The 25,834-nt window shown below is 49.0% G+C and carries 19 protein-coding genes; 6 read left to right on the top strand and 13 right to left on the bottom strand.

Annotated features, from left to right (window positions below; translation table 11 throughout):
• Positions 1–218 precede the first annotated feature (218 nt).
• Positions 219–1,637, top strand: a complete 1,419-nt coding sequence (locus HNR77_RS01430; protein ID WP_184180453.1) for a hypothetical protein — start codon at positions 219–221, stop codon at positions 1,635–1,637.
• A 56-nt stretch (positions 1,638–1,693) separates the two neighbouring features.
• Here the strand turns inward: HNR77_RS01430 and HNR77_RS01425 are convergent, their stop codons facing one another.
• From HNR77_RS01425 to HNR77_RS01415, 3 genes are all read right to left on the bottom strand, one after another.
• The gene (locus HNR77_RS01425) at positions 1,694–1,906 is read right to left on the bottom strand and encodes a YwbE family protein (protein WP_184180028.1); all 213 of its coding nucleotides are present in this window, start codon (positions 1,904–1,906) and stop codon (positions 1,694–1,696) included.
• A gap of 192 nt (positions 1,907–2,098) precedes the next feature.
• Positions 2,099–2,881 (bottom strand): polysaccharide deacetylase family protein, encoded by a 783-nt coding sequence (locus tag HNR77_RS01420; RefSeq protein WP_111269913.1) that lies wholly within the window; start codon positions 2,879–2,881, stop codon positions 2,099–2,101.
• A gap of 140 nt (positions 2,882–3,021) precedes the next feature.
• A complete protein-coding gene (locus HNR77_RS01415) occupies positions 3,022–5,055 on the bottom strand; it encodes a Na+/H+ antiporter (RefSeq protein WP_184180025.1) in 2,034 nt (677 codons plus the stop codon).
• 209 nt (positions 5,056–5,264) lie between these two features.
• Between HNR77_RS01415 and HNR77_RS01410 the strand changes: the two genes are divergently transcribed.
• On the top strand, positions 5,265–5,564 hold the full coding sequence (locus HNR77_RS01410; RefSeq protein ID WP_184180022.1) for a hypothetical protein: 300 nt from the start codon (positions 5,265–5,267) through the stop codon (positions 5,562–5,564).
• Positions 5,565–5,697: 133 nt separating this feature from the next.
• On the opposite strand, the gene HNR77_RS01405 is transcribed toward HNR77_RS01410, so the two are convergent.
• On the bottom strand, positions 5,698–6,180 hold the full coding sequence (locus HNR77_RS01405; protein WP_184180020.1) for a MarR family winged helix-turn-helix transcriptional regulator: 483 nt from the start codon (positions 6,178–6,180) through the stop codon (positions 5,698–5,700).
• A 269-nt stretch (positions 6,181–6,449) separates the two neighbouring features.
• On the opposite strand from HNR77_RS01405, the gene HNR77_RS01400 reads away from it, so the two are divergent.
• The gene (locus tag HNR77_RS01400) at positions 6,450–7,583 is read left to right on the top strand and encodes an FAD-dependent monooxygenase (protein ID WP_260410213.1); all 1,134 of its coding nucleotides are present in this window, start codon (positions 6,450–6,452) and stop codon (positions 7,581–7,583) included.
• A gap of 477 nt (positions 7,584–8,060) precedes the next feature.
• On the opposite strand, the gene HNR77_RS30535 is transcribed toward HNR77_RS01400, so the two are convergent.
• From HNR77_RS30535 to HNR77_RS01360, 8 genes are all read right to left on the bottom strand, one after another.
• The gene (locus HNR77_RS30535) at positions 8,061–9,662 is read right to left on the bottom strand and encodes a helix-turn-helix domain-containing protein (RefSeq protein ID WP_184180017.1); all 1,602 of its coding nucleotides are present in this window, start codon (positions 9,660–9,662) and stop codon (positions 8,061–8,063) included.
• Entirely contained in the window at positions 9,659–11,479 is a 1,821-nt protein-coding gene (locus tag HNR77_RS01390) for a sensor histidine kinase (protein WP_184180014.1), read from the bottom strand. The genes HNR77_RS30535 and HNR77_RS01390 overlap by 4 nt, the downstream gene beginning before the upstream one ends.
• 29 nt (positions 11,480–11,508) lie before the next feature.
• Positions 11,509–12,384: a carbohydrate ABC transporter permease gene (locus HNR77_RS01385; protein ID WP_184180010.1), complete on the bottom strand. Its 876-nt coding sequence runs from the start codon at positions 12,382–12,384 to the stop codon at positions 11,509–11,511.
• 15 nt (positions 12,385–12,399) lie between these two features.
• On the bottom strand, positions 12,400–13,281 hold the full coding sequence (locus HNR77_RS01380) for a carbohydrate ABC transporter permease (protein WP_184180007.1): 882 nt from the start codon (positions 13,279–13,281) through the stop codon (positions 12,400–12,402).
• A gap of 116 nt (positions 13,282–13,397) precedes the next feature.
• Positions 13,398–14,711 (bottom strand): extracellular solute-binding protein, encoded by a 1,314-nt coding sequence (locus tag HNR77_RS01375; protein ID WP_184180004.1) that lies wholly within the window; start codon positions 14,709–14,711, stop codon positions 13,398–13,400.
• Positions 14,712–14,999: 288 nt separating this feature from the next.
• Positions 15,000–17,090, bottom strand: a complete 2,091-nt coding sequence (locus tag HNR77_RS01370; RefSeq protein ID WP_184180001.1) for an acyltransferase family protein — start codon at positions 17,088–17,090, stop codon at positions 15,000–15,002.
• Between the two features lie 474 nt (positions 17,091–17,564).
• Positions 17,565–18,125, bottom strand: coding sequence for a flavin reductase family protein (locus HNR77_RS01365; protein ID WP_184179998.1), 561 nt, complete (start codon positions 18,123–18,125; stop codon positions 17,565–17,567).
• 216 nt (positions 18,126–18,341) lie between these two features.
• Positions 18,342–21,011, bottom strand: a complete 2,670-nt coding sequence (locus HNR77_RS01360) for an adenosylcobalamin-dependent ribonucleoside-diphosphate reductase (RefSeq protein WP_184179995.1) — start codon at positions 21,009–21,011, stop codon at positions 18,342–18,344.
• Between the two features lie 345 nt (positions 21,012–21,356).
• Here HNR77_RS01360 and HNR77_RS01355 point away from each other — a divergent pair, with 345 nt between their 5' ends.
• From HNR77_RS01355 to HNR77_RS01345, 3 genes are all read left to right on the top strand, one after another.
• Positions 21,357–23,117, top strand: coding sequence for a DEAD/DEAH box helicase (locus tag HNR77_RS01355; protein ID WP_184179992.1), 1,761 nt, complete (start codon positions 21,357–21,359; stop codon positions 23,115–23,117).
• Between the two features lie 5 nt (positions 23,118–23,122).
• Complete coding sequence (locus HNR77_RS01350; protein WP_260410211.1) at positions 23,123–24,334, top strand: YqhG family protein; 1,212 nt, start codon at positions 23,123–23,125, stop codon at positions 24,332–24,334.
• Between the two features lie 103 nt (positions 24,335–24,437).
• Positions 24,438–25,412, top strand: coding sequence for a hypothetical protein (locus HNR77_RS01345; RefSeq protein ID WP_184179989.1), 975 nt, complete (start codon positions 24,438–24,440; stop codon positions 25,410–25,412).
• A 165-nt stretch (positions 25,413–25,577) separates the two neighbouring features.
• Here HNR77_RS01345 and HNR77_RS01340 read toward each other — a convergent pair whose 3' ends face one another.
• The gene (locus tag HNR77_RS01340) at positions 25,578–25,814 is read right to left on the bottom strand and encodes a YqzE family protein (RefSeq protein WP_184179986.1); all 237 of its coding nucleotides are present in this window, start codon (positions 25,812–25,814) and stop codon (positions 25,578–25,580) included.
• Positions 25,815–25,834 lie beyond the last annotated feature (20 nt).

The following is a 25,834-nucleotide window of genomic DNA, read 5'->3' as shown; positions in this document are numbered from 1 at the left end:
TTCGACGTTGTCTATCAGGTTCGGTGACCCCCAGATATGTGTTCTCGTGACTTTTATTCTCCAGTGCATTCCATGTGTACGCTTCGTTTCACTCCTACATAATTCTCTGAATGTAAAAAAAATCCTGCTTGAACACCGAGGCCTGACATGCATAGGATATATCACTCCCGGGATAAGTGACCAGGGATGCAGGGATATGCAGGGAGGTTGTCATCATGATGAATATTCAACTTGTTCCGCTGCACTATGTTTATTTGGCATTTATTGTTCTCATTATCGCCGTTATGGTTCGGCGCAAAGATACAACCATCATCTGTGTCGCAGGCATTATGACCATCGGACTGCTGGCAGCAGAAACGTTAAGCGGCTCGGTCGCCGGCGTTTTTAACAGTTTTATCTACGCTGCCAAGGAATTGTTAAGCACCATCTTTATCATTTCAATTATCGTTGCGATGAGTCGTGTGCTGATCAGAACAGGCATCAATGAAGTCATGGTGAGACCCCTTACCCGTTTTATTCGAACGCCTCAGGCCGCTTATTGGAGCATCGGGCTGATTATGATGGTCGTATCTTTATTTTTCTGGCCCTCTCCAGCTGTTGCACTGGTCGGTGCAGTGCTCCTGCCAGCAGCGGCCCGGGTTGGACTGCCTCCCATTGGAGCTGCCATCGCTATGAACCTGTTTGGTCATGGCATTGCACTGTCAGGCGATTACATCATTCAAGGTGCTCCAAAGCTTACAGCAGATGCGGCCGGTCTTCCCGTAGCAGCCGTGATGGCTGCCAGCGTGCCTCTTGTGCTCGTCATGGGAACGGTATCTACACTCACTGCCTTCTGGATGCTTCGCAAAGAGATGAAATCCAGCAACGCTCGACAGCAAACTGTCAAGTTAGAGCAACCGTTAGCAGAGCTGCCGTTAGCACCAGAAGGTCATTCATCTATCGATGTGCATGCGATGCCCCTTCATCTTAGAAAAGCATTCGCACTTATTATACCGTTGTTATTCGCACTCGATGTTGTATTGATGTTTGTGTTAAACCTGCAGGGAGGAGATGCAACGGCCTTAATTGGCGGAACCGCCGTGGTCATTCTGATCGCCGTTTCGCTGGCAGCGCATCGTTATAACGGATCAGAGGAAACGACCCATTATCTCATTGAAGGCTTCCAATTTGGCTTCAAAGTATTTGGTCCGGTTATTCCGATTGCTGCATTTTTTTATCTTGGAGACGCAGCTATTACCGAATTATTTGCTAATCCTCTTCCTGAAGGCTCACACGGGATCGTTAATGATCTTGGCGTTGCGCTGGCGGGTATTGTGCCTCTGAACGGCACTGTGGGGGCGATTACCATGACCGTTACCGGCGCTGTAACCGGTATGGACGGTTCAGGATTTTCGGGAATTTCGCTTGTGGGTTCAATTGCGACCATGTTTGCTGGCTCAGCAGATTCAGCACCGATGCTTACCGCATTGGGTCAAATCGCAGCCATCTGGGTTGGCGGTGGCACGTTAATACCATGGGCATTAATTCCAGCTGCCGCGATCTGCGGGGTCAGCCCGTTTGAGCTGGCACGGCGCAATCTGAAGCCGGTCATGCTCGGACTGACCGTCACAACGATTGTTGCAATTTTTCTCATTTAAAACGTAACGCGTGATTGAGCGAGATCACCTCTGATGTCGTGTGCAGCCTGCCCTGTTTATTCATTGGCATTGTTCGTTGAAATCACTTGTTTCACCCGGCCAACTTGTCCGTTCGTTAATCTCACTTTAATGCCGTGCGGATGTGAAGGCGATTTGGTTAACAGGTCTTTGACAATACCTCGTGTCAGTTTACCGGAGGCCTGATCCTGCTTGAGTACGATATCAACCTCCAGACCCGGTTTAATGTCTGCTCTCTTTTGTCCATTCATATATTCACCTTCTTTATTGAAGTATCAGCAGCGGTTCAGCTCTATCTATTGTAGACGTTTGGACTGCAAAACAAAAGACCGCAGTCCCTGATACGATCGGGGTCTGCGGCTTGAACAGGCATAACAGCATTCCATATGCACACGAGCTACAGTTTCTGTCCGAAGCAAAATGGATCGAATTGTTAGCAGATATTATGGATGCTTCCGCGGTGATGAGGATGAAACTCCCTCTTTGGCGGCTTCGCGAGCCTTGACGGCAAGAAGCTCGGACACCGTTACAAATTCATATCCTCGTTCCTTCAATATGGGTAAAATCTTCCGCAAGGATTCGATGGTCTGCGACCTGCCATCAACCTTATCATGGAATAACACGATATCCCCATTCCGTGCATTGTTCAGCACTTTTTTCGTAATCGCTGATACGCCAGGCAAAGCCCAGTCTCGTGTGTCCTGGTGCCAGGACCACAAAATAATGGTATATCCCTTTTGCTTGGCCGCCTGAATCACCATATCATTGTAATAACCTCCGGGAGGCCTGAACAGTAATGGACGCTGCGCTCCTGCATTAACAATGGAGGCCTCCGCCGCCCCCATGTCTTTCAAGTATTTACCTATTGCTGTTGAGCGCACGGCATACGTATGAGCATACGTATGATTAGCGATCTCATGACCTTGAAGCTGCTCCTGCCGAACGATGTCAGGGTACTTCTCAGCCCATTTGCCAAGTACAAAAAAGGTTGCCTTAGCATCATACTGCTTCAATAATGCTAAAATCTGGGGTGTCTGGACGGGGTCTGGTCCGTCATCAAAGGTCAGGGCGATCAATTTGTCCTGTGTAGGAACTTCCCACACGATCTCTCCCCGCTCTTCATAATACTGGCGATTCTTTTGCACCGGCTTGGCATACGCTGAACTGGTCAGCAACACCATAGCCAGCATGAACAATGCGACAAATCGAGCTGCTTTCAGGTTCATGTCGTATCCTCACTTTGATGTTCATACTTCATTCGTCATACTTTAAACTTCAAACTTAACTTCATACTTTAACTTCATCCTTTAAACTGCAATCCCCTGTTAGCATTACCCGATTGTGGGCAACTCATGAATTATCTTCATTAATCATTTTTCAATACAGTCGCCTCCACGTCATTGATGTAACGACGCAGTTTGGCTGCTACATCCCGGGTAATCTCTCCGTTCTCATATAATTGCTGAACGGTATTCCGCTGTTCCTGAATGGCTACCATCTGAAGCTCAAGCTTTTCCTGATTGAATGGGTCTTCCGCCTTGTCCTGGTTCCAGGCTCGCAGCCTGGCCATGACCCGTTCATATTTGGCTATGACAGAGAGCGCAGCCGTACGATTCGTGTCATTCATCTGTGCCCGCACGGCTTTAATGGCAGCCTGGGACGTGCGCAGCTTCACCTTGCGAAACAGCTCTGCATTTTCCAACATAAAGGGCTGAGCCTGCTTATGATTACGACTGGCAAACAGTTGACCCAGCATACGTCCGACCTCGTGTAGCGAAGCCAGAAGTTGTGTGTTGGTACGATTGGAGAGCATCATCTCCTTGCGATCCAACCAGGTATCACATTTGAAAGCGGCTTCGGGTCCAAGAGCATTCTCATCCATCATCGCTTCAATCTCTTTGCGTTCCGCTCGTGTGGCGACCAGATTCATTACTGTTTCCTGTTTCTGCATCGCTTTACGTGTATCTGCAGTATACTGCCCGGCTGCCTGTTTAATGTATTTGGACAAGTCGGATACGACGGTCAGGGCAGCCGCTTTATTTTCATCATTCATCTCGGATTTGACCGCTCGAATTGCCGCATTCAGCATAATGTCTTGTGCTTTGCGTTCAGACTTCTGCGGTGTATGCTCATCCGAAGTCTTTCCTTCCTCCTTTGCTAACACAGGCAGCAGCACACTGGCAGCGATCAGAGATACCAGAATGACACCGGCCGCCAGGAAAATAATCAAATCCCGTTCAGGAAACGGTGACCCGTCCTGTAGAACATAAGGAATTGAAAATGCCCCTGCGAGTGTTACCGCACCTCTTACACCAGAAAGGGAGAGAATTATAATCTCTTTAAAGCGTGGTTTGCCAATAGGTGACTTCCTGGTGCTCCGCAGCCACTCATTCCCTTGCCAGAACAGATAAATCCACAGGAAACGCAGCAGAACAAGCAGCAAGAAAATGAGCACCACGTAACCTAACACTTCGAGATTGTTAAATGACACGTTGACAAAGATCGTATTTAACACATCCGGGATCTGTACACCAAGAATCATAAATACAAGACCATTCAAAATGAATAAAATAACCGACCATGTGCTTGCCGACACCACCTGCATCTTGAGCTGCACCGATTCTGCCCGATCCCGTTCAATGGCATGAATGATGCCCCCTGCCACGACCGCCAAAATGCCGGAACCCCCGATCTCCTCACTTACCAGGTAAATGATAAATGGAGTCAAAATTTGCAGCAGCATATGAATGGTTACATCCTCCATGCCCAGTCTGCGAATCCATACCCCGAGCCGGATCAACAAAAAGGACATCAGAGCACCCGCAAGCAGACCTCCCGCGGCAATCAGGATAAAACTGACCGTCGCTTGAGCGAGTGAAAAAACACCGGTAACCGTTGCAGCAATCGCAAATTTAAACGCAACCAGACCCGACGCATCATTCATCAGTGCTTCGCCCTCAAGAAGTCTATGTATGCTTTTTGGCAAATGTACACGTCCTGCCATAGCCCCCACAGCTACAGCATCGGTCGGAGACAGAATGGCTGCAAGAGCAAATGCCGCTGGAAGCGGAATGGACGGGATCAGCCAGTGGATGATATACCCGGCTACAGCAACCGTGACGAACACCAAGCCAAGAGCAAGCAGCAGAATCGGTGCGCGCAGGTTCCAAAGTTCGTTTCGTGGTGTTCTTTTCCCATCGTTATATAACAATGGCGAGATAAAAAGCACAAAAAACAATTCGGGATTAAGTGGTAAATGAACACCCGCAGGCAGCAGCGCTGCAGCTACACCAAGTGCAATCTGAATGAGCGGAACGGGAATAAAAGGCACAAACCGGTTTAATACATTCGACAAACCGATCAGCACCAGCAAGACAAGCACCGCAATAAATAGCTCCATGATGACAACCCTTTCCGCTGCTAAAGTTAGCAAAACATCATAATGTCCTTATTTTAACAAAATCAAAGACGCTTATAACAAAGTTTTCATATTCTTTTACCCATTCCAGTCGCTTTCCTACTCGTTTATGCAAACCCTTTTGATTATGGATATCTATAAGATGTACAGTATGTATAGGACCATACCCCGCTAGAAAGGATCGTTCAACGATGGCTTTTGGAATTAAACGACAGGAACTGGCAGCATGGAAAGAGCAGGTCGCTCGCGGCGAAATCGCCTATCTGACTCATTACTGGATTGATCCACGATTTCCCGGAATTACAAGTGTTACCAAGGTCGGCTGTGCAGATTTGGACCGTCTGGAGCAGTGGTGCCGGGAACACAGTCTGGACCCACACTACATTCATCGAAGACAGCCCTTCCCTCATTTTGATCTGATGGGAAGCAGGCAGAAGGAAATTTTGAAGCAGGAAGGTTTGAACGAGCATATATCCCGTTTTCATCTCTAATCCCTCCGCTCCAATTCAATAGAAATACGTCAAGCTTAAAAAGAAATGCGCAAAAACGCCAGTCTTCACGATTCATACCCGTATTTCGGGACGAACGCATGAGGACTGACGTCTTCAAGTTCATATTTTATTATTAACGATAGGTCTGTTCAAACAACTTCATTTTCTCCAGCAGCTTCATCTCGATCTTTTTGAGCATACCGAGCATTAATTGCTGTTCTTCCTCCGTAAGCGCTTGTAACAATTCCCATGTCATACGACCTCGGTTGGCATTCAGCGTTCTGGCTAACTGCTCTCCTTCTTCCGTCAAGGAAAGCCAGACAATTCTGCGATCTTCCTCGCTCCGAACGCGTTGAATCAGGTTATCACTTTCGAGCTGGTTCAAAACGATCGTTGTCGCCCCGGAGGACAGACTGAGCTGACGTGCAACATCAACTGCCATACAGCGCTGTTCACGTAAAATCATGCCTAGTATATGACTCTTCGTTGGATTCATCTTACAGTTCGTTTCCGACTTTTGCTGTTGATCCAATACTTTGTTTTTATATCTGAAGAAGGCCTCCAACAATTGATCCACGTTTGCCAATTGCGAGTTTCGCTCCGTATTCGGGCTCATATCCGTTCCTCCTGCCTTTCATCATAACCTACCGTATATTGTAACATATTTACACACATTTGGTTGCGAAAAAAACAGCAGCTGCTGAAGCAGCCTGTGTCCTTAGGTACATATGAATAAAAAGTTGAGGCAGCCTATTGTATATAACGAGTAGTTTGTATATAATAACGTATATCTTTTTAGTTACTTTTAGTTACTTAATAATTTAAGTAAATTTGTTATCATAAAGTAAATGAGATTTATCAATATATCGTAAGGGAATAATGGATATGAATTCAATGAAAATGGCCGAAATAAACGACCTCAGTCATACAGATGTCTGTATCGTGGGCGCAGGCCCTGGCGGCATGTTGTTGTCCTATTTGCTTAATCAGCAGGGCATCTCTACCGTACTTATTGAGCGTCAGCCGCATCTGCATAAGTCTTTTCGCGGGGAGCTGCTGAACACAGATGGTGAAGCCATTCTGAAAAAACATGGGCTGTATACGCACATTCAGGAGCTTGGTGCACTGCCGCTGGAGCAAATTCAGTATTGGAAAGAGGGGAACATCCTGCACACGATTGATCCTGATCTGAACAAAGGGGAACGTCATGTTGGCATTCATGTACCCCAGGACCATCTGCTTGAAGCAATCATGGCTCAGACGCAGGGACTGAACCCCCTGTATCAAATTCGATTTAATACCGTGATGACGGGCCTGCTTCGGGACAAAAATGGCAGCATTGCAGGCATTAATGTGCGCCAGAATGGTGTCCCGGCAAGCATTAGAGCATCCATCATTGTTGGAGCAGACGGTCGATATTCGGCGGTACGCAAACATGCCGGCCTTACGCCGGAAATTCGCAAGCATGGTTACGATCTGTTATGGGCCCGAATTCCAGCTCCTGCCGGATGGGAACCCGCAGTTCGTATGGCCAGCATGGATGGACAGCAGCTTGCTTTGTTCTCACAGTACGGCGGCTATGTTCAGATCGGATGGAATATTCCGGAGGCTGGTTATGCCAAGCTACGCGAGCAGCCCTTCGCCCCCTTCGTGGGTAAGCTCGTTGCGGCCTTCCCGTGCCTTGCAGATTCCGTAGCAGCACATATCCGGAACTGGAGTGACTTTGTACTGCTCTCCGTAGAAAGCAGCTATAGTGCGAAATGGGCAGTGGATCATGTGGTGCTCCTTGGAGATGCCGCCCATACGATGACGCCTACAGGTGCCTTTGGCTTAAACGCGGCGCTTGAGGATGCCGATGTGCTCTCCGAGCTGCTCATTCACATGGCAAAGGAAGATTTCAGATCACTTGAAGCCCTGCAGCAGCTGCAGGCTATTCGTGGCACCAAAGTGCAACAGCAGCTGGCGCGTCAGGTCGAGATGGAGTCTTCTTTCCAGCAACGCTATGAATCTTTTCGTTAATCGGCGTCTGTATAAGCCAAAATTTACACCATCCACTCCGATGACAGAACAACCTTCCAATCGCTGTTATCCCCGGATTTTTTCAATTCCCTTTTCCAAAGGGGAAAATCCGGTGATAAAGGCAAAGCTTATGCTTCCGATGTAGCTTTCTTACAGAAAGCTTTTAGCTCCGCTTTTTCAGGTTTTTCTGTCCTCTCCGTTCACGTGTAAATAGTTCAGCTCTTACAACAGGGTAGCTCAAAAAGCCAATCCTCACAGGACATGGCTTTTTGAGCTATATTTTTCAGACTCTAGCCTGAGATAAATCACAGCTCGTCTGATTGCCTGGCCTGAACAGTACAACAATTAGAAGAATCACCATCATCCGGGGCCAAAAAACAAAAGACATGATGCTGCGGCCTCCTCTCTATGATACCTGTTTCTATAGGATCAGAAGTTATCACTGAATCGAACCCGGCCCACAGGCAGCTCCAGCTTCTAGATACCTGAAGATTTGTATAAAAGTACATGCTCCCGGTATTCACTGGGAGTTTTGCCTGTATGCTTTTTGAACAGCCTGCTAAAATACTTCACATCCTCGTAACCGCTAATCGCGGCCACTTCACTCACTTTTGCCGGAGACACCGCGAGCATATCCATCGCCCGTCTGATTCGCATATCGGTGACAAAATCGCCAAACGTTACACCCATCTCTTTTTTGAACAGCTCGCTGAGATGTCCCGGATGCAAATGAACCCGTCCTGCCACCTGCTGCAAGCTAACATCCTGAGTCAGTGAGGATTCAATATAACCAATCGCTTTCTGCACATGTGCCGCCTGCCCTTGCCCCATACGGCTGTGATACACATACATCAGTTCATACAGATGGTGAAAGAGCTCATCTCCCAGCGATGCAGCATCTTTATCCGGTTCAGGCGTCCACGGCTCAATCCGGGCTGTATGCTCCCGCCCGATCGCCTGCAGCGTTCGCGCCAACCAGCGGTGACCTGCAATGACAACCGAATGTAAACAGGCTGCATATGATCCTGGCGTCACGCTTGGCTCTTCCATCAGTCCTGTCATCAGCTCACGAATCCATGCTGTCAGTTTGACCGGATCATGATCCAGCAGCAGTGTACCAAGAGAAGTCTCCTCCTCATGTGTCAGAACACTTTTGCCGCCCTGCCGTGTCCGGATGTCTTCATAGCGCCACACTTTGGCATCCAGTAATCCCCGATAGCGAAAGGCTGTCAGAGCGGTGTGGTAGCTGTGATGCAGCTCATCAGAACGATGAACCGGCTTGCCAACCGCTGCCCGGAGTGAACATTTCAACCACTGCTCGATCTGGCTTAACCCGGCTTCCAGCCTGTATACGCTTACTTCATGTTCAGAAACAGCAGGCACAATGCAAACAATATGCTGCTTATGCACTTGAGCCACCGACCCGGGCAGCACATCCTGCAGCATGTTTTGTACAGCAAACCGCAGCAGCGCATCCGAGGTGCCGCTCCAGCCTTTCGTCTGGATCAGAGCAACCTGCCTGCTGCGATATCCATTCGCGCTGTGATCCTCCCGTTCGGCGGGTGTTGACTGCCCGGATGCTGCTTCAAATTCCAGAAAAGCAGGACAAACACCTGAGTGCAGGTTGCCTTCAATGACCCAGTCTGCAAACAGCCGCTCTCGATTTTCACGCAAAAGCTTTTCCTCGCGCGATTTTTCGGCCCAACGGTCTGCAATTCTTCCCTTGGCCTGCAATACAGTTCTTATAATTTCTTCCGGCTTGCTCGTTTTGAGCAAATAATCGGTGACCCCGTTACGAATAGCCTGCTGCGCATAAGAAAAATCATCATAACCGGATAAAATAATGACCTCAAGTTCAGGGATCAGCAGCATGGCTTCCTCAGCCAGCTCCAGACCTGATATGCCATTCATCCGAATATCCGTCATCAAAATGTGCGGACGTTCCTCTGCCATTCTTGTCAAAGCTTCCTCTGCTGAGGCAGCGGGCTGAAGAAGCTCGATCCCGAGCTCATGCCAGGCAATGACACTTGCAAGTCCTGTTCGAATAATGACCTCATCATCAACAATTAATAATCTCACGGCATGTCCTCCAGGATTGGAATTGAAAATGAAATCCGGGTGCCCTCGCCCTCTCTGCTGTGCACCTCAAGCAGTGAATCGGCTCCGTAATGCAGCAGCAGTCTTTCATTAACATTGCGCAGGCCATATCCGCCATCAGATAATGAGCTGCCAAGTGTTTTCTCCTGCAGCTGACTGCCTGTTGGCAGCACATTGCTTCCTTCTGCTACGGCTGCAAGGTTTGCTCGTAATTGCTCCAGCTTGTCCGCAGCCATCCCTGCACCATCGTCCAGCACAAGAATATTCATACGCTCATCTCCTGTGTCCTTCTGAATCATAATCGTGATCGTGCCCCTTCGCCCTGTTGGCTGAATACCATGAAGCATCGCATTCTCCACAAGCGGCTGCAGCAGCAGCTTCAGCATCATTTGCTGCTCCAGAGCAGGATCAACAATATAATGAAGCACAAACTGATCCGGGAAACGAATAGACTGCACCCGCACATAATGACGGATATGTGCAATCTCCTGAGCAACCGGGCAGTAATCCTGCCCATTGTTCAAGCTGATGCGCAGAAAATCACTCAACCCCTCCACCATATCTGCGATTCGACTTTCTTTGGACATCAGCGCAATCCAATGAATGGAAGAAAGCGTGTTATACAGAAAATGGGGATTGATCTGTGCCTGCAGCACACGCAGGTCTGCCTCTTTTTTGCGAGCCTCCCCACGGATAACCTCTTCCTTCAGCATCTGGATATGCTCGCCGAGCAGGTTGTAACTCTCGCCCAGCCTGCCAATCTCATCATTGCTCACGGATTGAAACAAGGGAAGCGGACGTTTCGGATCGATTCTCGACAGATGCCGGGTCAACAGGAGCAGCGGTCTCGTAATCCGGCGAACGGTGAACCAGATCAGACCACCACTGATCAGCGCTGACATAGCCACTGCTATCGCAGTCAGAATCAAAATGTAACTATTCTCGGAACGATACTGCTCGTAAGGAACCGTTCCAACCAAAGTCCAGCCTGTTAATTCCTCCGGATAATACAGTACGGTACGTTTGTATTCCTTCTCACCGTAAATCGCCGTTCCGCTGCGTCCCTTCTGAATACGCAGCATAAGGCCGGGCTCCAGATCAGACACATGCTGCCCAAGCCTGGACTTGTCCATGGAGGATAAAATTTCGCCGGAACCGCCAATCAGCTCCAGCTCGCCTTCCCCTCTGCCAAGTCCCAGTGCAGGCCATCCTTTAGATATTACTTTCTCATCCAGACTGATCGCGAGCCAGCCAATCGGCCGATAATCATGAATGCTGCGGATCGGGCGTATTAAAGTAATGACATTCTGAACGCCGGCGTAGTTTCGAACCGGATAAACGCCCGTCCATCGTTTGTCTGCCTCCCCGCTTGGCATCGCCGGATAATAGATGCTTGAGCCGTCTGCCTCGTACCAGGTAGCTGTCGATAACGCAGCATCAAAACGCCCGGGATATATCGCGATGTTCGCTATATATTTTTTGGAGGCAGCCAGGTTGGTCATTCTGCCCAAAATGTCGATGCGATCCAGTTCATGATCCTCATTACGGCTTAAATACTGCTGGATATCGCGTTCTCCAATCAGGAAAATGGATAAATTCTCGGCATCCTGAAGCATATATCGGAGGTTGGCCTCAACCTGTTTCAGCGTATCCATACCCGACAGCTTCGTTTTTTCCTCTGTAATGCGCGAGGAGAACAGAAAAGCAAACAGCCCCAGCGCCAGAAGCGGCACGATCATCGAGGCTGTAACAACCACGGATAACTTCCGCTGCAGTGAAGATGCAAGCCAGCGAACCAACTCTGTTCCTCCTTTGGATGCGCTCTCGCTTACCCTTTGACTGCACCCGCTGTCATGCCCTTCATCACCTGTTCCTGAAAGATCAGATAGACAATAATCGTAGGAATAACAGACAGGGTCATCGCAGCAAGCGTTAAACCGTAATCGGTCTGATATCCGTCAGCAAAATTAGCAATGGCAAGCGGTAACGTTTTCAATCCGGTTTTATTAATAAACACAAGGGCAAAAGAAAAGTCATTCCACGCATGCAGAAAGCTCAAAATCGTCACGGTTGAAAGCGCAGGCAGAGACATCGGAAGCATAATTCGCGTAAAGAGCCCCCACAGTCCCGTGCCATCCATGAACGCCGCCTCTTCAATGTCTCGCGGAATGCTGACCAGATACGCGGTAAGCACAAAGATCGCCGTAGGCAGGGCAAAAGCAGTATATGGCAAAATCAATGCCCAGTACGTGTTCAGAAGCGACATTTGTTTCATCAAAATAAATAATGGCACCAGGGTGCTGTGAATCGGAATAAGCATGCCCACTACAAAAAACGTCATAATAAGGCCTTTCCAGCGAAACTGGAATCGGGCCAGAATAAAGGAGGCCAGTGCCGCGATAAACAGCGTCAGCACCAATGACCCAATGGATACAATCAATGAATTGCCAAAAGCAGTTCCCAGCTTCGAGCTTTCCCAGGCGTTCGTGAAATTGGCCGCATTCCAGTGAGCTGGCAGACCAAAGGGCCTGCTGTAGAAATCCTCGTTTGTTTTGAACGCACTAAGCACAAGCCAATAAAACGGATACAATGTTAAAATACCATATACCGTAAGCAGCGTCCAAACGATGCCACTGCGCATCCGGCGAATCGAATGTCCTGATGGACCTCTCGATGTTTGGTTGGACACAGGTGATACTTGCATGAGTGTTCCTCCTCTCTACCCCTTTTCTTTGCGTCCACGGCTGGTTACCCACTGACTTGTTCCAATAAGCAGCAAGGAAATCAGCACGATGGTGGTTGAGATTGCACTGCCGAAACCGTATCGATATGTCGTAAACGTCGAGTTATACATATACGTAGCAAGCAGCTCCGTTGCGTGAGCCGGCCCGCCTTTTGTCATAATGTAGACCAGATCAAAGGACTTCAGACTGCCCGAAATACACAAAATAATAGCCACCTGAACCGTACCCCAGATCATTGGCAGCGAGATGGATACAAGCTTGCGTATCCCGGATGCGCCGTCTATTTTGGCTGCGTCATGAATTTCCCCCGGGATGTTCTGCAGCGCTGAGATAAAAATAATCAGGTACAGTCCGACAAAACTCCAGAGCAGCGGCGGCACAAGTGAGAAGATGGCAATCTTTGCATCGGATAACCACTGCAGCTTCCAGCTCTCCAGCCCGAGCGCATCCAGCAGAAAGTTCAGAATGCCGATCTGCGGATGATAAATGTACTGCCAGATCATGCCGATGACCACCGTGGACAAAACCATCGGCAGAAATACAGCAGATCGTAAAAATCGCTGCAGCGGATTGTTTTTGTGCAGCATCACTGCCAGCATCAAAGCTAATGGAATCTGGCCGAACACCGAAGCCAGTACAAAAATGACGTTATTTTTCAAGGCTCGCCAGAAGATCGCGTCATTCCATATTTCTACATAGTTGCTCAGACCAATATACGAAGCAGCTCCAATGCCCGACCAGTTGAAAAATCCGTAATACGCCGACCACACAACCGGAACAAACACAAACAATGCATAGATGATCACTGCCGGGGCCAGGCCCAGCATAATGAAACGTCGGCTTCGCAATGCGTTCAATCGGTTCACTTCCCCTCGCTAATCTAAAAACCCCTCCCCTGCCGGGAAGGGGAATTACCTTGTGATTACCTTGTACTCACATTACCCGCAGCCCAGTCAGTACGTACGATCAGCCCTTATTGACTCACCGCATTCGCTTGAGCTGCCTGGATTCGGCCCGCAATATCCTCCGCTTTGCCGCCCATCAGCAGCTCCTGCAGGCCGTTATTAATGACCTCAACCGTAGCCGAACCCAGCTTGGAATCGTATACCGGCGTAATTTTCACTTCCTGCATCAGATCGTACAGCTCGACAAACAGTGGATGTGCCTTCGTTTTATCGAGATCAATCTTGTAGCTGACGAGTGTGCTGCTGTCCAGCGTAGCTTTCTGACCGTCCGGGCCAGCGAGTGCATAGAACAGCTGCATGGCAGCTTCTTTTTGAGCACCACTTAATTTTTTGCTGACACCCAGACCCGTTCCGACCACTCCTGACGTAGTTCTTGGTTCACCTTGACCGCCCTCTACCGGAGGCAGAATCGTAATATGTGTATTGTTCAATACGTTTTCAGGAGCATTGTTGACCAGGTTAGCCAGCGCCCATCCGCCGTTCATGACCATCGCTGTTTTTCCTTGAAAATAGAGCTGCATCATCTGTGTTTCATCAATACTGTTAAATCCGTCCTGAAAAGCCTTCATGTTGCCAAGCTCCTGCATCTTGTTCAGCGCATCCACAAACACAGGGTCTGTAAAGCTTGCCCCATCCTGGGCTACCGCCTTCAGAAACCAGTCCGTACCTGTCATCCGGTCCGCCAGTGTACTGAAAATCGTAGATTGCGCCACCCAATTTGTCTTGTTACCCAGCGCCATCGGAATAATGCCATTGTCATTAAAGACACTGATCGCTTTCTCCAGTTCAGCCCACGTTTCAGGAACCTTGACGTTATGCTCCTTGAACAGTGCCTCATTGTAATAAATAAAAGAGCTTGGCGCCAGATTCATCGGTACCGAATAAATATTGCCGTCCACCGTGTATCCATCCAGCGCACTCGGAATAAAGTTATTTTTCCATTCCGGCTTCGCATCAAGCTCTGCGTTAATCGGCTGCAGCAGATCTCCCTTCACAAACTCCTTGGTCATCGCATCCGGCCACATCACGAACAGATCGGGCATCTCATTCGCTGCCGCGACTGTGCGCAGCCTTGTCTTCAGTCCATCCGTTGGCAGTCCTTCATCCACCACTTCAATATCCGGATGTGCCGCACGGAAATCCTCAATGATCTGACGCATGGCTACCGCCTTGGCGTCCTGTCCAGTCCAGTTGTGCCAGATCGTCACAGCGACCTTGTCTCCTCCGCCGCCTGCTTCGGACGAATCACTACTTGTGCATCCTGCCAGAACGATTGTAAACAAGGTCAATGCCAGCATGCCTGAAAGCCATCTTTTCAACATCTTTATACTCCCCCTTGAGCATTTGATATCTGTCATTGTAAATGGTAACGCTATCATACGGTAAGGTGACAATCCGCGGATGCAGGGGTGAATTATATCGGATTCCCATTTTCAAGAAAAAAAGCCCCCGCAAGCAATATCATCATTGTACCGTTAATGATATCACTCTCGGAGAGCTCTTTAATGAATGGTGGATGGACATGAATCACATCCGTATAAGGTGGTAAGACAACTATAAGTACGAAATCCATCGAGATACCCTGTAATCCGTTATAACAAACATATCGATTATTGAATACTGCTCTTCACCAGTGCTGCAAAAGCTTCAGAACCTGTGACGGTCAGATGCACACCGTCTTTCTCAAAATATTCATCATGGCCTTCACTAGCCTCATACCAGTCAATAAGCGAAACGTTGCTATAGTTTGAGGCTGCTTCCTCCAGAGCCTTATTCACCGTCCGCTCCCATGGACGCGGAACACGCACGGTTACAAGGTAGACATGGCTTTCATCCTTCAAGCCGTCCAGCACGGCTTTCAAACTTCTGGAATTAAATGAACCGTTCGTTCCGAGCTCAAGCACCACCTGACTGCCCAGCCGTTTGTTTCGCTTCAGATCCTGCAGCACATCTCCGGCCTGCCACATCTGGCGGCCGACATGACCATCTACATATACACCGCCGACACTCTGCTCCAGATAGGGTTTCGCATCCAGAATGACCGAGTCTCCGATAATGGTGTAATTGATTTTCCCATCCTGCACAACGGGTGTGGACGGTTCAGGCTTTTTACCTGAATCCGCCGTGTCCTTATTCCCGTCCACAGGCTCGGACCCCGATTGATCTGATTCTCCGTTCCCCGCACCAGCAGAACTCTTGTCAGGTTCGTTGTCTGACGTTTCATTCTTCTGATCCTCATTTCCGCTGGAGGAATCGTTTGTTTTGGCGGGTCTGGAACCTGCCGCATCCCCGGCTTCCGGCTTGTTATTCTCTTCCGATTTGCCTTTGCCGCCTGAATCCGAACCTGCTTGAGCATCCTGATCCGTTTGCCCAGTCCCTGCCGGTTTCGTTTCAACCGGTAGAACGTTCTGCCCCTTTTCTTCTGCAGACTTCTCTCCATTTAACATGGTAGACATAGACACGATATGAGAATCGGAGTTGGCTGCAACAGGCAGCACCATCTGAGACACACTGTAACATAACAGCAGTAATGTCATTAACAGCCCTGTGCGTTTCCACCATACATGACGAGGAACGAGGGACGTCCAGCCTCTTCCCCACAGTCTGGATAAGGAGTCACGGAAGCCATTATACCGAATCGGATTTTCGATATATTTTAATGACAGGGACGCGAGTATTATCGTTGCTATCACCTGCAGCATCATACGTACAGGATGTGAACCTCCGGTATCTACAACAGGACTCGTTAATACGATAACCGGATAATGCCACAGATACATTCCATAGGAACGTTCACCGATCCAGCGAAGTGGCTTGGCACCAATGATACGTGCCAGGAAGGATGAAGGATGAGCCAGCACCGCTACCAGCACAGTCGCGGCGACGGATTGCAGCACCATGCCTCCTTGATACAGAAATGAATCGTACTCGCTGGTATTCAGCATCATATAGATTAACACGGCAAGAGCACCAAGCCCCGCAGCATCCAAAGCCAGTCGGTTCATCGCAGGCAGCGCATTGGACAGCTTGCGGCTCGGCCAGACTACAGCTAATGCGGCTCCGGCCAGCAGAGCAAAAGCACGGGTATCTGTCCCATAATATACACGGCTGGGATCCAGATCCGGGTTATACATAATCGCCATTGCGCCGGCAGACAATTCAGCGGCAACCACGATGAAAACGACCAGCCATCCTTTTCTTTTGAACAACATAATTGCGGCAATCAGCAGCAGTGGCCAGACCAGATAAAACTGCTCTTCTACTGCTAGTGACCAGAAGTGTCCAAAAGGCGATGGCGGACCGAAGCTTTCAAAATAGGAAACATGGTGGAAAATATACCACCAATTACTTATGTACATGATACCGGATACGATATCCCCTCGCAGTGATGCGAGCCGGGACGGGTCCGTGCATGCCAGCCAGAGCATCACTGCCGCTGTCATCGTCAGCATCCCGGGCAGCAGGCGCCTGAATCGCCTTAACCAGAAATCTCCCAGTGAGATACGTCCATGCTCCCGCCATTGAGATAGAAGTATATCCGTGATCAGGTAGCCGGACAGAACAAAAAATATACCGACACCGAGCAGCCCGCCCGGAATAAAATCCAAATTAAGATGATACGCGATCACGCCTATTACCGCGATAGCCCGCAGGCCATCCAGTCCGTTCATATGCCTCTTTCTTTTTACTGCTTGTGACATGCGCGCCCCTCCTTGTTACTGCCAATCCACATCCATGGTGATCGGGGCATTCTGGAACCTTCGGTCGTTCTGGTTGCTATTAACATACGTATTGCACCTTCCATCTTTCATTTACAACATAAAGAAGACGTTTTGCCTATAAATTTAGTTGTATAAATGGTAAAACTAATATCTATTTTCTCGTGAACTCACGATTACGATTTATATTATACGCCTGAGATTAGCTTGAACTCTTTACAGGAACAGTTACAATCCAGTTGAATTCATGTAACCTTTCCTGCCAGCCAACCAGCTGTAAAATCATACTGCAAATTGAACGTTTAATATAGCCCTTTTTACCGTCTGGGCAAAATTACCACGACCTCTGCAAATAGAAAAAAGCTGCCGACTTGCTCAGCAGCCAATAACCATTATAAACCGATCTGCAACCTGATTGAAAGTTTTGCTTCGAATTGCATCTTCCTTCCTAGGACTCTAGAGGTGGAAGGGATGAACTTTTTCCGCCGCATCTGCATCCAGAATACGATAACTGGAACGTCCCGTGTACATCGGGATCTGAAGCTTTTCCAAATCTACCATGCCATTCTCCAAAAAATAATACTCGTCCCGATATCGCTGCATCACTTCACCTGCAATCCACTCATGATCACCATAGGTAGTAATATCAATTACCTTACATTCATAAGCAAAATAAGCATCGTCCAGAACAGGCACATTCAGCTTCAACCCATCGCTATACGTAATACCAAATCTGGAGAATTTGTCCGTATCCTTGCCGCTAAATGTTCCCGCTGCCTGAATCCATTCTGACCGTTGGGCAGGCAGAAAATGAACACCAAATACACCACTTTGCTCGATTAATTGGTATGAATACGTTTCTTTGCGAAGCGAAATGCCGTATACACCTGGAGACGACCCGATATACGTATGCCAACCAGAGGCCATCACATTCTGTCTGTCTCCATCACGCGAAGTAACTACAGCAACCATACCGGGATAAGAATAAAAAATCGGCTCATCAATCGGTTTATGCAATATATTCCCTCTTTTCAGTTGAATTCGTCCCAATTTTCATTATAATGTAAACGAACCCTCCTTAAAAAGGACTATAATAACAAATTTTGTATTTAAATCATATTTTTTCTGTAATTGATTCGTCATTTGGGTCTAACGATCCCGTTTATCAAGAAATACGGCAACATGATAATCATGCTGCCGCAGCCCTGAGATTACTTATACTTTTTTGAAAAATTAATTACACTTGCTATATCCGCAGTTGCTGCATGTTTTACAGCCCTCAATATTGATCAGAGACGCCGCGCCACAGGAAGGACATAAATCGATGGATTGGATAATAGCCTTCTGTCCATCAACCTCAACTCCCGCATCTTCCGGGTTTGTCGAATGCGAATGCTGCACCTGTGTCTGGAAAAGGGCTACTTTCTTTTGACCCTGTACTTCCTGTGCACCTTCGACCACACCACCCTCATTCATCTGTACATGACTTTCCAGCGCTTTGGCAACGGCATCTGCAATCGACTCCACCCGGTTGGCTCCGAAGCCGATCGCCCCTGAACCGCCGATGCCTTTCAGATGTTTGATCAGCAGCTCCACCTTGTGACCGTGGTCGCCATACCGCAGGAAAAGTGAGCATACACGGCCCAACGCTTCTGCCATGGCAAACACGTCCGAGCCTGCCTTGCCTACGTTGAGGAAAATTTCTCCGGGCGTTCCGTCCAGATCATTAATCGTAATGTATGCCATGCCAAATGGTGTATTGATCTTGTACGTTGCACCGTGCAGCACCTGCGGACGGCGTTTGTACTGTTTATCCAGGACACTTGAAGCGTCGTCATGCTGCGTGACCTGTTTTTTCTCCGTGACCTCTGTATGCTGATCGGAAGCCGGGCTTTCATTTTCCTGCTCATTTTCATTCTCTTCTTTCTTCGACGTGGAGAGCACCTGCACATCTCTGCTGCCATCCCGGTAGATGGTTACCCCTTTACAGCCGAGTTCAAAGGCCAGCTCATACAGCTCTGCCGTATCCTGCACCGTAAAATCAGCCGGGCAATTCGCCGTTTTCGAGATGGAGCTGTCCACCCATTTCTGGATGGCGGCCTGTACGCGAATATGATTTTCAGCCGAGAGGTCCATCGCCGTCACGTAATAATCCGGCAGCGGCTCACCGGGATGCTGCTCCAGCCAATTCTGGGCAATCGGCACAAATTGCTCATCATAACCGAGACGGCTCTGACGAAAATATTTAAAGGCAAAATACGGCTCAATACCTGTCGATGTGCCTACCATCGTTCCCGTGCTGCCCGTAGGTGCCTGAGTAATCAGCGTCACGTTACGAATCCCTTTTTCACGGATCGCCTCTTCGACCTCCGGGTACTCCTCCGTCATCTGTTTCATAAATCCGCTCTGCAAGTAAGGCTCCACTTCAAATGCCGGAAATGCACCTTTCTCCGCAGCAATGTCTGCCGAAGCCAGGTAGGCCTCCTTTGCCATGAAGCCATACAATTGATTCAGAAATTCAAGTGACTCCGGGCTGCCATAACGGATACGCAACTTGATCATCAGCTCCGCCAGCCCCATTGTGCCCAGCCCCACCCGGCGTTCGCGCTGCTGATTGAGCCGATTCTCTTCAAAATGATACGGCGTCGCATCAATCACATTGTCCAGAAATCTGGCCGAGATGCGCGTCGTTTCCGCCAATTCCTCCCACGCCACATCATGATTCGTTTCATCATAGAATTTGGAGAGGTTAATCGCTGACAGATTACACACTCCCCAGCCTGGAAGTCCCTGTTCGCCGCAAGGATTTGTACAAATAATCGGATTGAAATACCAGCTGTTGGACATCTGGTTGTAATACTCCATAAACACAACGCCAGGCTCCGCCGACTTCCAGGCAGATTCAATAATGGTATGCCATATTTCACGTGCTTTTACGGTCCGATAAGAGATGACCTTGTGACCTGCTTGCTTCCATTTGCTCAGATCGCCATCCCATGCCGTATCGTAATCCGGGTCATGGGTATCGGGAAAAACAAGCTCCCAATTGCCGTCCTGCTTGACGGCTTCCATGAATGCATTGCTCACGCAAACCGACAAATTCGCATTGGTTACCTGACCCATCGTTTGTTTAACCGTAATAAAATCAAGCACGTCCGGGTGCCAGTCATTCATCATCAGCATGAGCGCACCGCGACGACTGCCGCCTTGTTCGATGAGTCCAGTCGTATAGCTGAACAGACCACCCCAGGATACTGAGCCGCTCGACGAACCATTCACCCCTTTTACGACAGCCCGCCGCGGACGCAGCGAAGACAGGTTGATGCCCACGCCACCCCCGCGAGCCATAATCTCGGTCATTTCTGTCAGCGTCTTCATGATACCGCCCCGGCTGTCCTGCGGAGAAGGAATGACATAACAGTTAAACAGCGTAAGCTCTTCGCTCGCCCCTGCCCCGGCTGCGATGCGTCCACCCGGAACCAGCTTCCAATCCTGCAGCACCGAGCGGAAGCGGCTTTCCCACATTGTGCGCTGCTCAGGTGTTGATTCCACAGAGGCAACGGCTTTCGCCAGTCGGTCCCACATCTCTTCCGGTGTTTTCTCGATGGTAAGTGTCAGCTTCTCCACATCCGTCTCAATGACTGCATCGCTTCGTGTTCGCACTTTAACCTGCTGTCCCTGCCGCTCTACAATCTCTCCCACTTCCTTCATTGGGAACTTGGGATCATCCTTGGTCAGAACAAGCACGATATCTCCGACCTTGGCATGTGACGAATCTGCGTTCTTCCACGCATAGCGATCGAGAAATATTTTCTCGCTGAGCCCTTCCAGCCTGTGCTTGTGTTTATCCTTGTGGTTCTGACTATATTCTTGTTGATTCGTTTGTGTATTGTTGGATGTCATCGTTCCAATCACCCTCCCGAATAGATTATTCATCTGATTCACTTCACACCTGCGAATAAAATATGCAAAAATACTACATATAGCGATGTATACCCAGTATATTACACAATATATTGATTTTCCATGTGATTTTTGTCATAGAAACATTATTGGAGGAGCATGTACTCGTCCAAGCTCTCTCCTATTCTCTTGTACGCTCTCTTGCGCAGGTTGTGAATTTTTTGAGAATGTCCATCGGCAGCATGACGGAATTGCACTACAGGTTATGAACTGCCACACGTTCGTCCATACTATTACCTACGAAATAAAACGTCATCTATATAGCATGACAGGGGAGGACGCAGCATGAACCGGAAACATCCGCATCACCTCAAACAGCCTGCAGCTGAAATACCCGTGCCGCTGGAGTTTGATCGCAGCTGGCTGGACCAGCTCGAATCCCGTTTGGATAAAGGCGGCCCTTGGGGAGACTATCGACTCTTTCAACTGGGCATTCAGGCTGAAGAAACAAATCTGATCCCTAATTTTGACGAAATTCAAAGTCTCAAGCATCTGCAAGGTTTAACCCCGCTGCCTCACCAGATGGATACGGCACGCAAAGTATTATTTGAAATGTCAGGCCGTGCCATTCTTGCCGATGAGGTAGGTCTGGGCAAAACAATCGAAGCTGGCCTTATTCTGAAAGAATATATGGTGCGTGGTCTGGTATCGAAGGTGTTAATTCTTGTGCCTGCATCCCTTGTGCTTCAATGGGTGCGTGAGCTCAATTCGAAATTCGGCATTCCTGCCGTAGCGCAGAAAAAAGCGTACTCCTGGCAAAACGATGTGGTCGTAGCCTCGATGGATACGGCCAAACGGGACCCGCACAAAGATATGCTGTTAAGTATGGACTATGACATGATCATCATTGATGAAGCACATAAACTTAAAAACAAAAAAACGACCAACTATCAATTCATGCTGCAGTTACGCAAAAAATACTGCCTGCTGCTCACCGCTACACCTGTGCAGAATGATATGAGCGAGTTGTTTAATCTGATCAATCTGCTGAAGCCAGGTCAGCTGGGACGTCAGGGGGATTTTGCCGCCAACTTTGTGGTGGATAAACGGGTGCCCAAAAATCAGGAGCAGCTCAAGGATGAGCTGTCCAAGGTCATGATCCGTAACAGACGCGGCGAAGGTCCGGTACAGTTCACCAAACGTAATGTTTCCAACGTCGATCTTCGTCTCTCCCCTGAGGAGCAGGCGCTTTACGATGGAGTTACCTCCTTTGTAAAAGACCAGTATCAGGAGGCTGGCGGCAATCTTAGCAGCATGCTCTCCCTCGTCACTTTGCAGCGGGAAGTATGCAGCAGCCGGGATGCCGTGTTTGTAACTCTTGTCAATCTGTCGAAGAAGCTGCCGCTCGATTCCCCGCTGCGGGATAAAATCTGGGAGCTCGTTGCACACATCAAGGCGATCAAGGAGAATACAAAAGCCGAGAAAACGATGGAACTGATCCGGGATATGAATGAAAAGGTCATTATCTTCACGGAATACCGGGCTACGCAGGAGTATTTGCTGAACTATTTTCGGAATAACGGGCTTACAGCTGTTCCTTATCGGGGCGGCATGAACCGGGGTAAAAAAGACTGGATGATGGATCTCTTCCGCGGACGTGTACAGGCGATGATTGCAACAGAAGCGGGTGGTGAGGGCATCAACCTGCAATTCTGTCATCACATGATCAACTTTGATCTGCCTTGGAACCCGATGCGGGTAGAGCAGCGGATTGGCCGGGTTCACCGGCTCGGTCAGCAGAACGACGTTAATATTTTCAACCTGTCCACCAAAGGCACGATTGAAGAGCACATTCTGAATCTGCTGCACGAGAAGATCAACATGTTCGAGATGGTCATTGGCGGTCTGGACGTCATTCTGGAGCGGCTGGAGAAAAATGAATCTATTGAAAAAAGTCTGTACAAAATTATGCTGGAATCCGAGAACGAAGACGATATTCGCCGCAAAATGGATTCGCTCGGGCAGTCGCTGCATTCCATTCAGCGCGACGTTGCGAGTGAAGTTCCTCTGATCACCAAACTTGATCTTCACAAAGGAGGACGCTGATATCCATGACGATGTCATCACACGAAATACAGGCTTATGTCCTGACTTACCTTGAAGCTCTAGATTGTCAAATCCTTGAAAGATCACCCGCCCATGTGACGGTCAAGCTGTCGCCTGAGGCAGATAAAGCGTTAACCAACCGCCCCTATTACTGGGGGTTTGTAGAACGTGTCGGTGTGGAGCCGGAGACGATGTCTTTTACCTTTGTTTTTGACCCGGAGGCCTATCAGCAGATGATGGAAGCAGCGGAAGCCAAGGCGAAGGCAGCACAGCCTGCTCCAGCAGCACCTGAAACGGACTCAAGCGCACCCAAAGATACCATTCTCGGGCGATATTTTGGCATTACACCATCTATGCCGCAGCTCGGTCCTGGTCGTATTTTGCGTGAAGACGTTGTGTATGGCAGCCGCAGATTACAGCAGATTTTTGCAGCGGCCCGTGAAGGCGGAGCTTTTGTCAATCTGTTTGAGCAGGCTGCCAAACGACAGATTCGTGCGACAGCTCCTGCTGTGTATGAGCCTTGGCTCGGCGTTTGCTTCAAAATCGAGTTTGCCTGTGACCTGAAACGGGAGGAACTTCACTTTCTCGGCATTTCCTTGCGTTCAGGCGAGATTGTTGAGAACTTTGGCAGCAAGCTTAGCCGGCGCGACCTTAGTCCAAGACTGGCCGAGAATATGCATGCCCAGGCACCCAAAATTTCTTTGGCGGATGCAGGAGCAGCACTTGAATTACATCTGACCCGTCAGTTAAGCAAACTGGATTACAGCTGGGCTGAAAAAGCTCAGGAACGGCTGCAAATGGAGCTGGATGTAGTCGATGCGTATTATGAGGCCGTGCTGAGGGAAGATATGCCTGAGGTTGAGAAGTCCGAAGAAACAGAAGATGCCCGGGCCGCTGCCAATCGATTAACTGTCCGTGAAGCCTCCAATAATCAGGCTGTCCCTTCGCCACCTGAAGCCTCGCCTGTGCAGGCTGTCAACAATCGGGTTCGGGGCATGCTGGAGCCAGTTGCGAGTGATGCAGAGCTTGCTGCTGAACCTGCCCTATCTCCTGACGTGGAGCAGGTTGACCCGGAGCAGGAAAAAGCAAAACAGGCGGTTATGGATCGCGAGGCGATGAAAAGGCAGTATGAGACACGGCGAACCGAGATGATCTGGCAATATGAGCCAAAGGTAAAGGTCACTGCAATCAGCAGCGGCATGTTTCATCTAAGATAGACGAGCACACTACTTTTCCTGCAAATGCTGGCAAAAGTAGTGTTTATTCATGACCGCTTGACCGACATGTTGCAGCATCCTTTGCAATAAGTAGCCTCTACAATTGAATCAGGAAGAAGGTGTTGATATGAAGAGTGATTTCGGACGAAAACAAAGCCGTATTCAAAGATGCATATACGTGCTCCTGAGCGTGATGATCAGCTTTGCCGTATGCTCGTTCTGGCCGACAGCCTATGCGACTGCACCGACAAGCCATCTGGCCCCTGCTGCCGTAGAGCAATATGCAGAGCAGCAGGCGCGTGCACTCGGCACGTCCAATTCGGACTGGCTTGCAGCCAAGCTGGACTATTATCCACTGGGCCCCGGAACGCATGGCTGGTTTGTTCAGGCCAGCATTACGGACAAACGCGTCGGATATATGATTATTTCAGTTACAAGTCTGGGAGAACTTACTCTCAGCGAGTATGGTCAGGGCGAACAAGCACTGTACGATAATGAGCTGCTGGGACAAGCACTGGAGCGACTTCATCTGAAGCAGGCGATGGTTCAGGCTGCTGGCGGGAAGATTACAGCACATTACGCTCCTCCCCTGCTTGCATACTGGAAGCTGGAACAACCGAATCAGGACGCCTTGTACGTGGATGCATCCAATGGTGATTTGTTACCTGATCATACGTTACAACAATGGGAGAACAATGCTCCATCCTCATCATGGGGCGCTGCTGAAATGCTTGAACCGCAGGACAACTCCGCTGTGAAAGTCGTGAGAACAAATCAGGTATACACGCATCCGGCGTTTGATCCTTCCCTGCAGCTGGCTTGGCTGACATCGGAACCGCTCCAGCCTGCTCATATCGAGAATTGGCTGCAGTACAATCAGAACGAGGCTCTCGTCTTTTCGGCAGGAGAACGCAATCTGTTCTATGGCGGTCCATTGCCGGTAAGCGCGCATCAGTGGTGGCACAAAGATTCCGATTCTATTCTTTACGTGGCATTAGGTGGCATGCACTCGGTTCAGCGATTTGTGCCCATGAATACACTGTGGAATGATGGACATTTTTATATAATTAACCCGTAATAACAAACAGAGTATTCAAACCAATACAATCCACAGCATAAAGTGCACTTATGGAACTTATGGAATAACATCATCACTGACTACAAAGAAGACGCCCCCTTTTCATAAGGATGGCGTCTTCTTAGGTGTGTCGACAGATAAAAACGGCTTCACTGTAACCGTATTTCATGTGTGTTCTCTTTTTTTGGACGAGCGGTGTTTACGATGCTTCGATTTCATGCTGCTTTCTTTTTGGCCAACCCAGAGCGAAACCGCAAACGGAATCATGCCAAACCACTTCATTGACCACGGCTCTTTCCTTCTGCTCTGTGCTCTTCGTTCCTTCCGCTCATCCTTCGGTGTGTCCATATAATGCACGACGCGCTGTGTAATGTATTTAACAAGCTCATCACCTTTTGCCATATTGCAGCCCTCCTCTAATC

The organism is Paenibacillus sp. JGP012, from assembly GCF_014203995.1.
Taxonomy (GTDB): Bacteria; Bacillota; Bacilli; order Paenibacillales; family Paenibacillaceae; genus Paenibacillus; species Paenibacillus silvae.
This window is presented reverse-complemented; position numbering and strand designations above follow the sequence as displayed.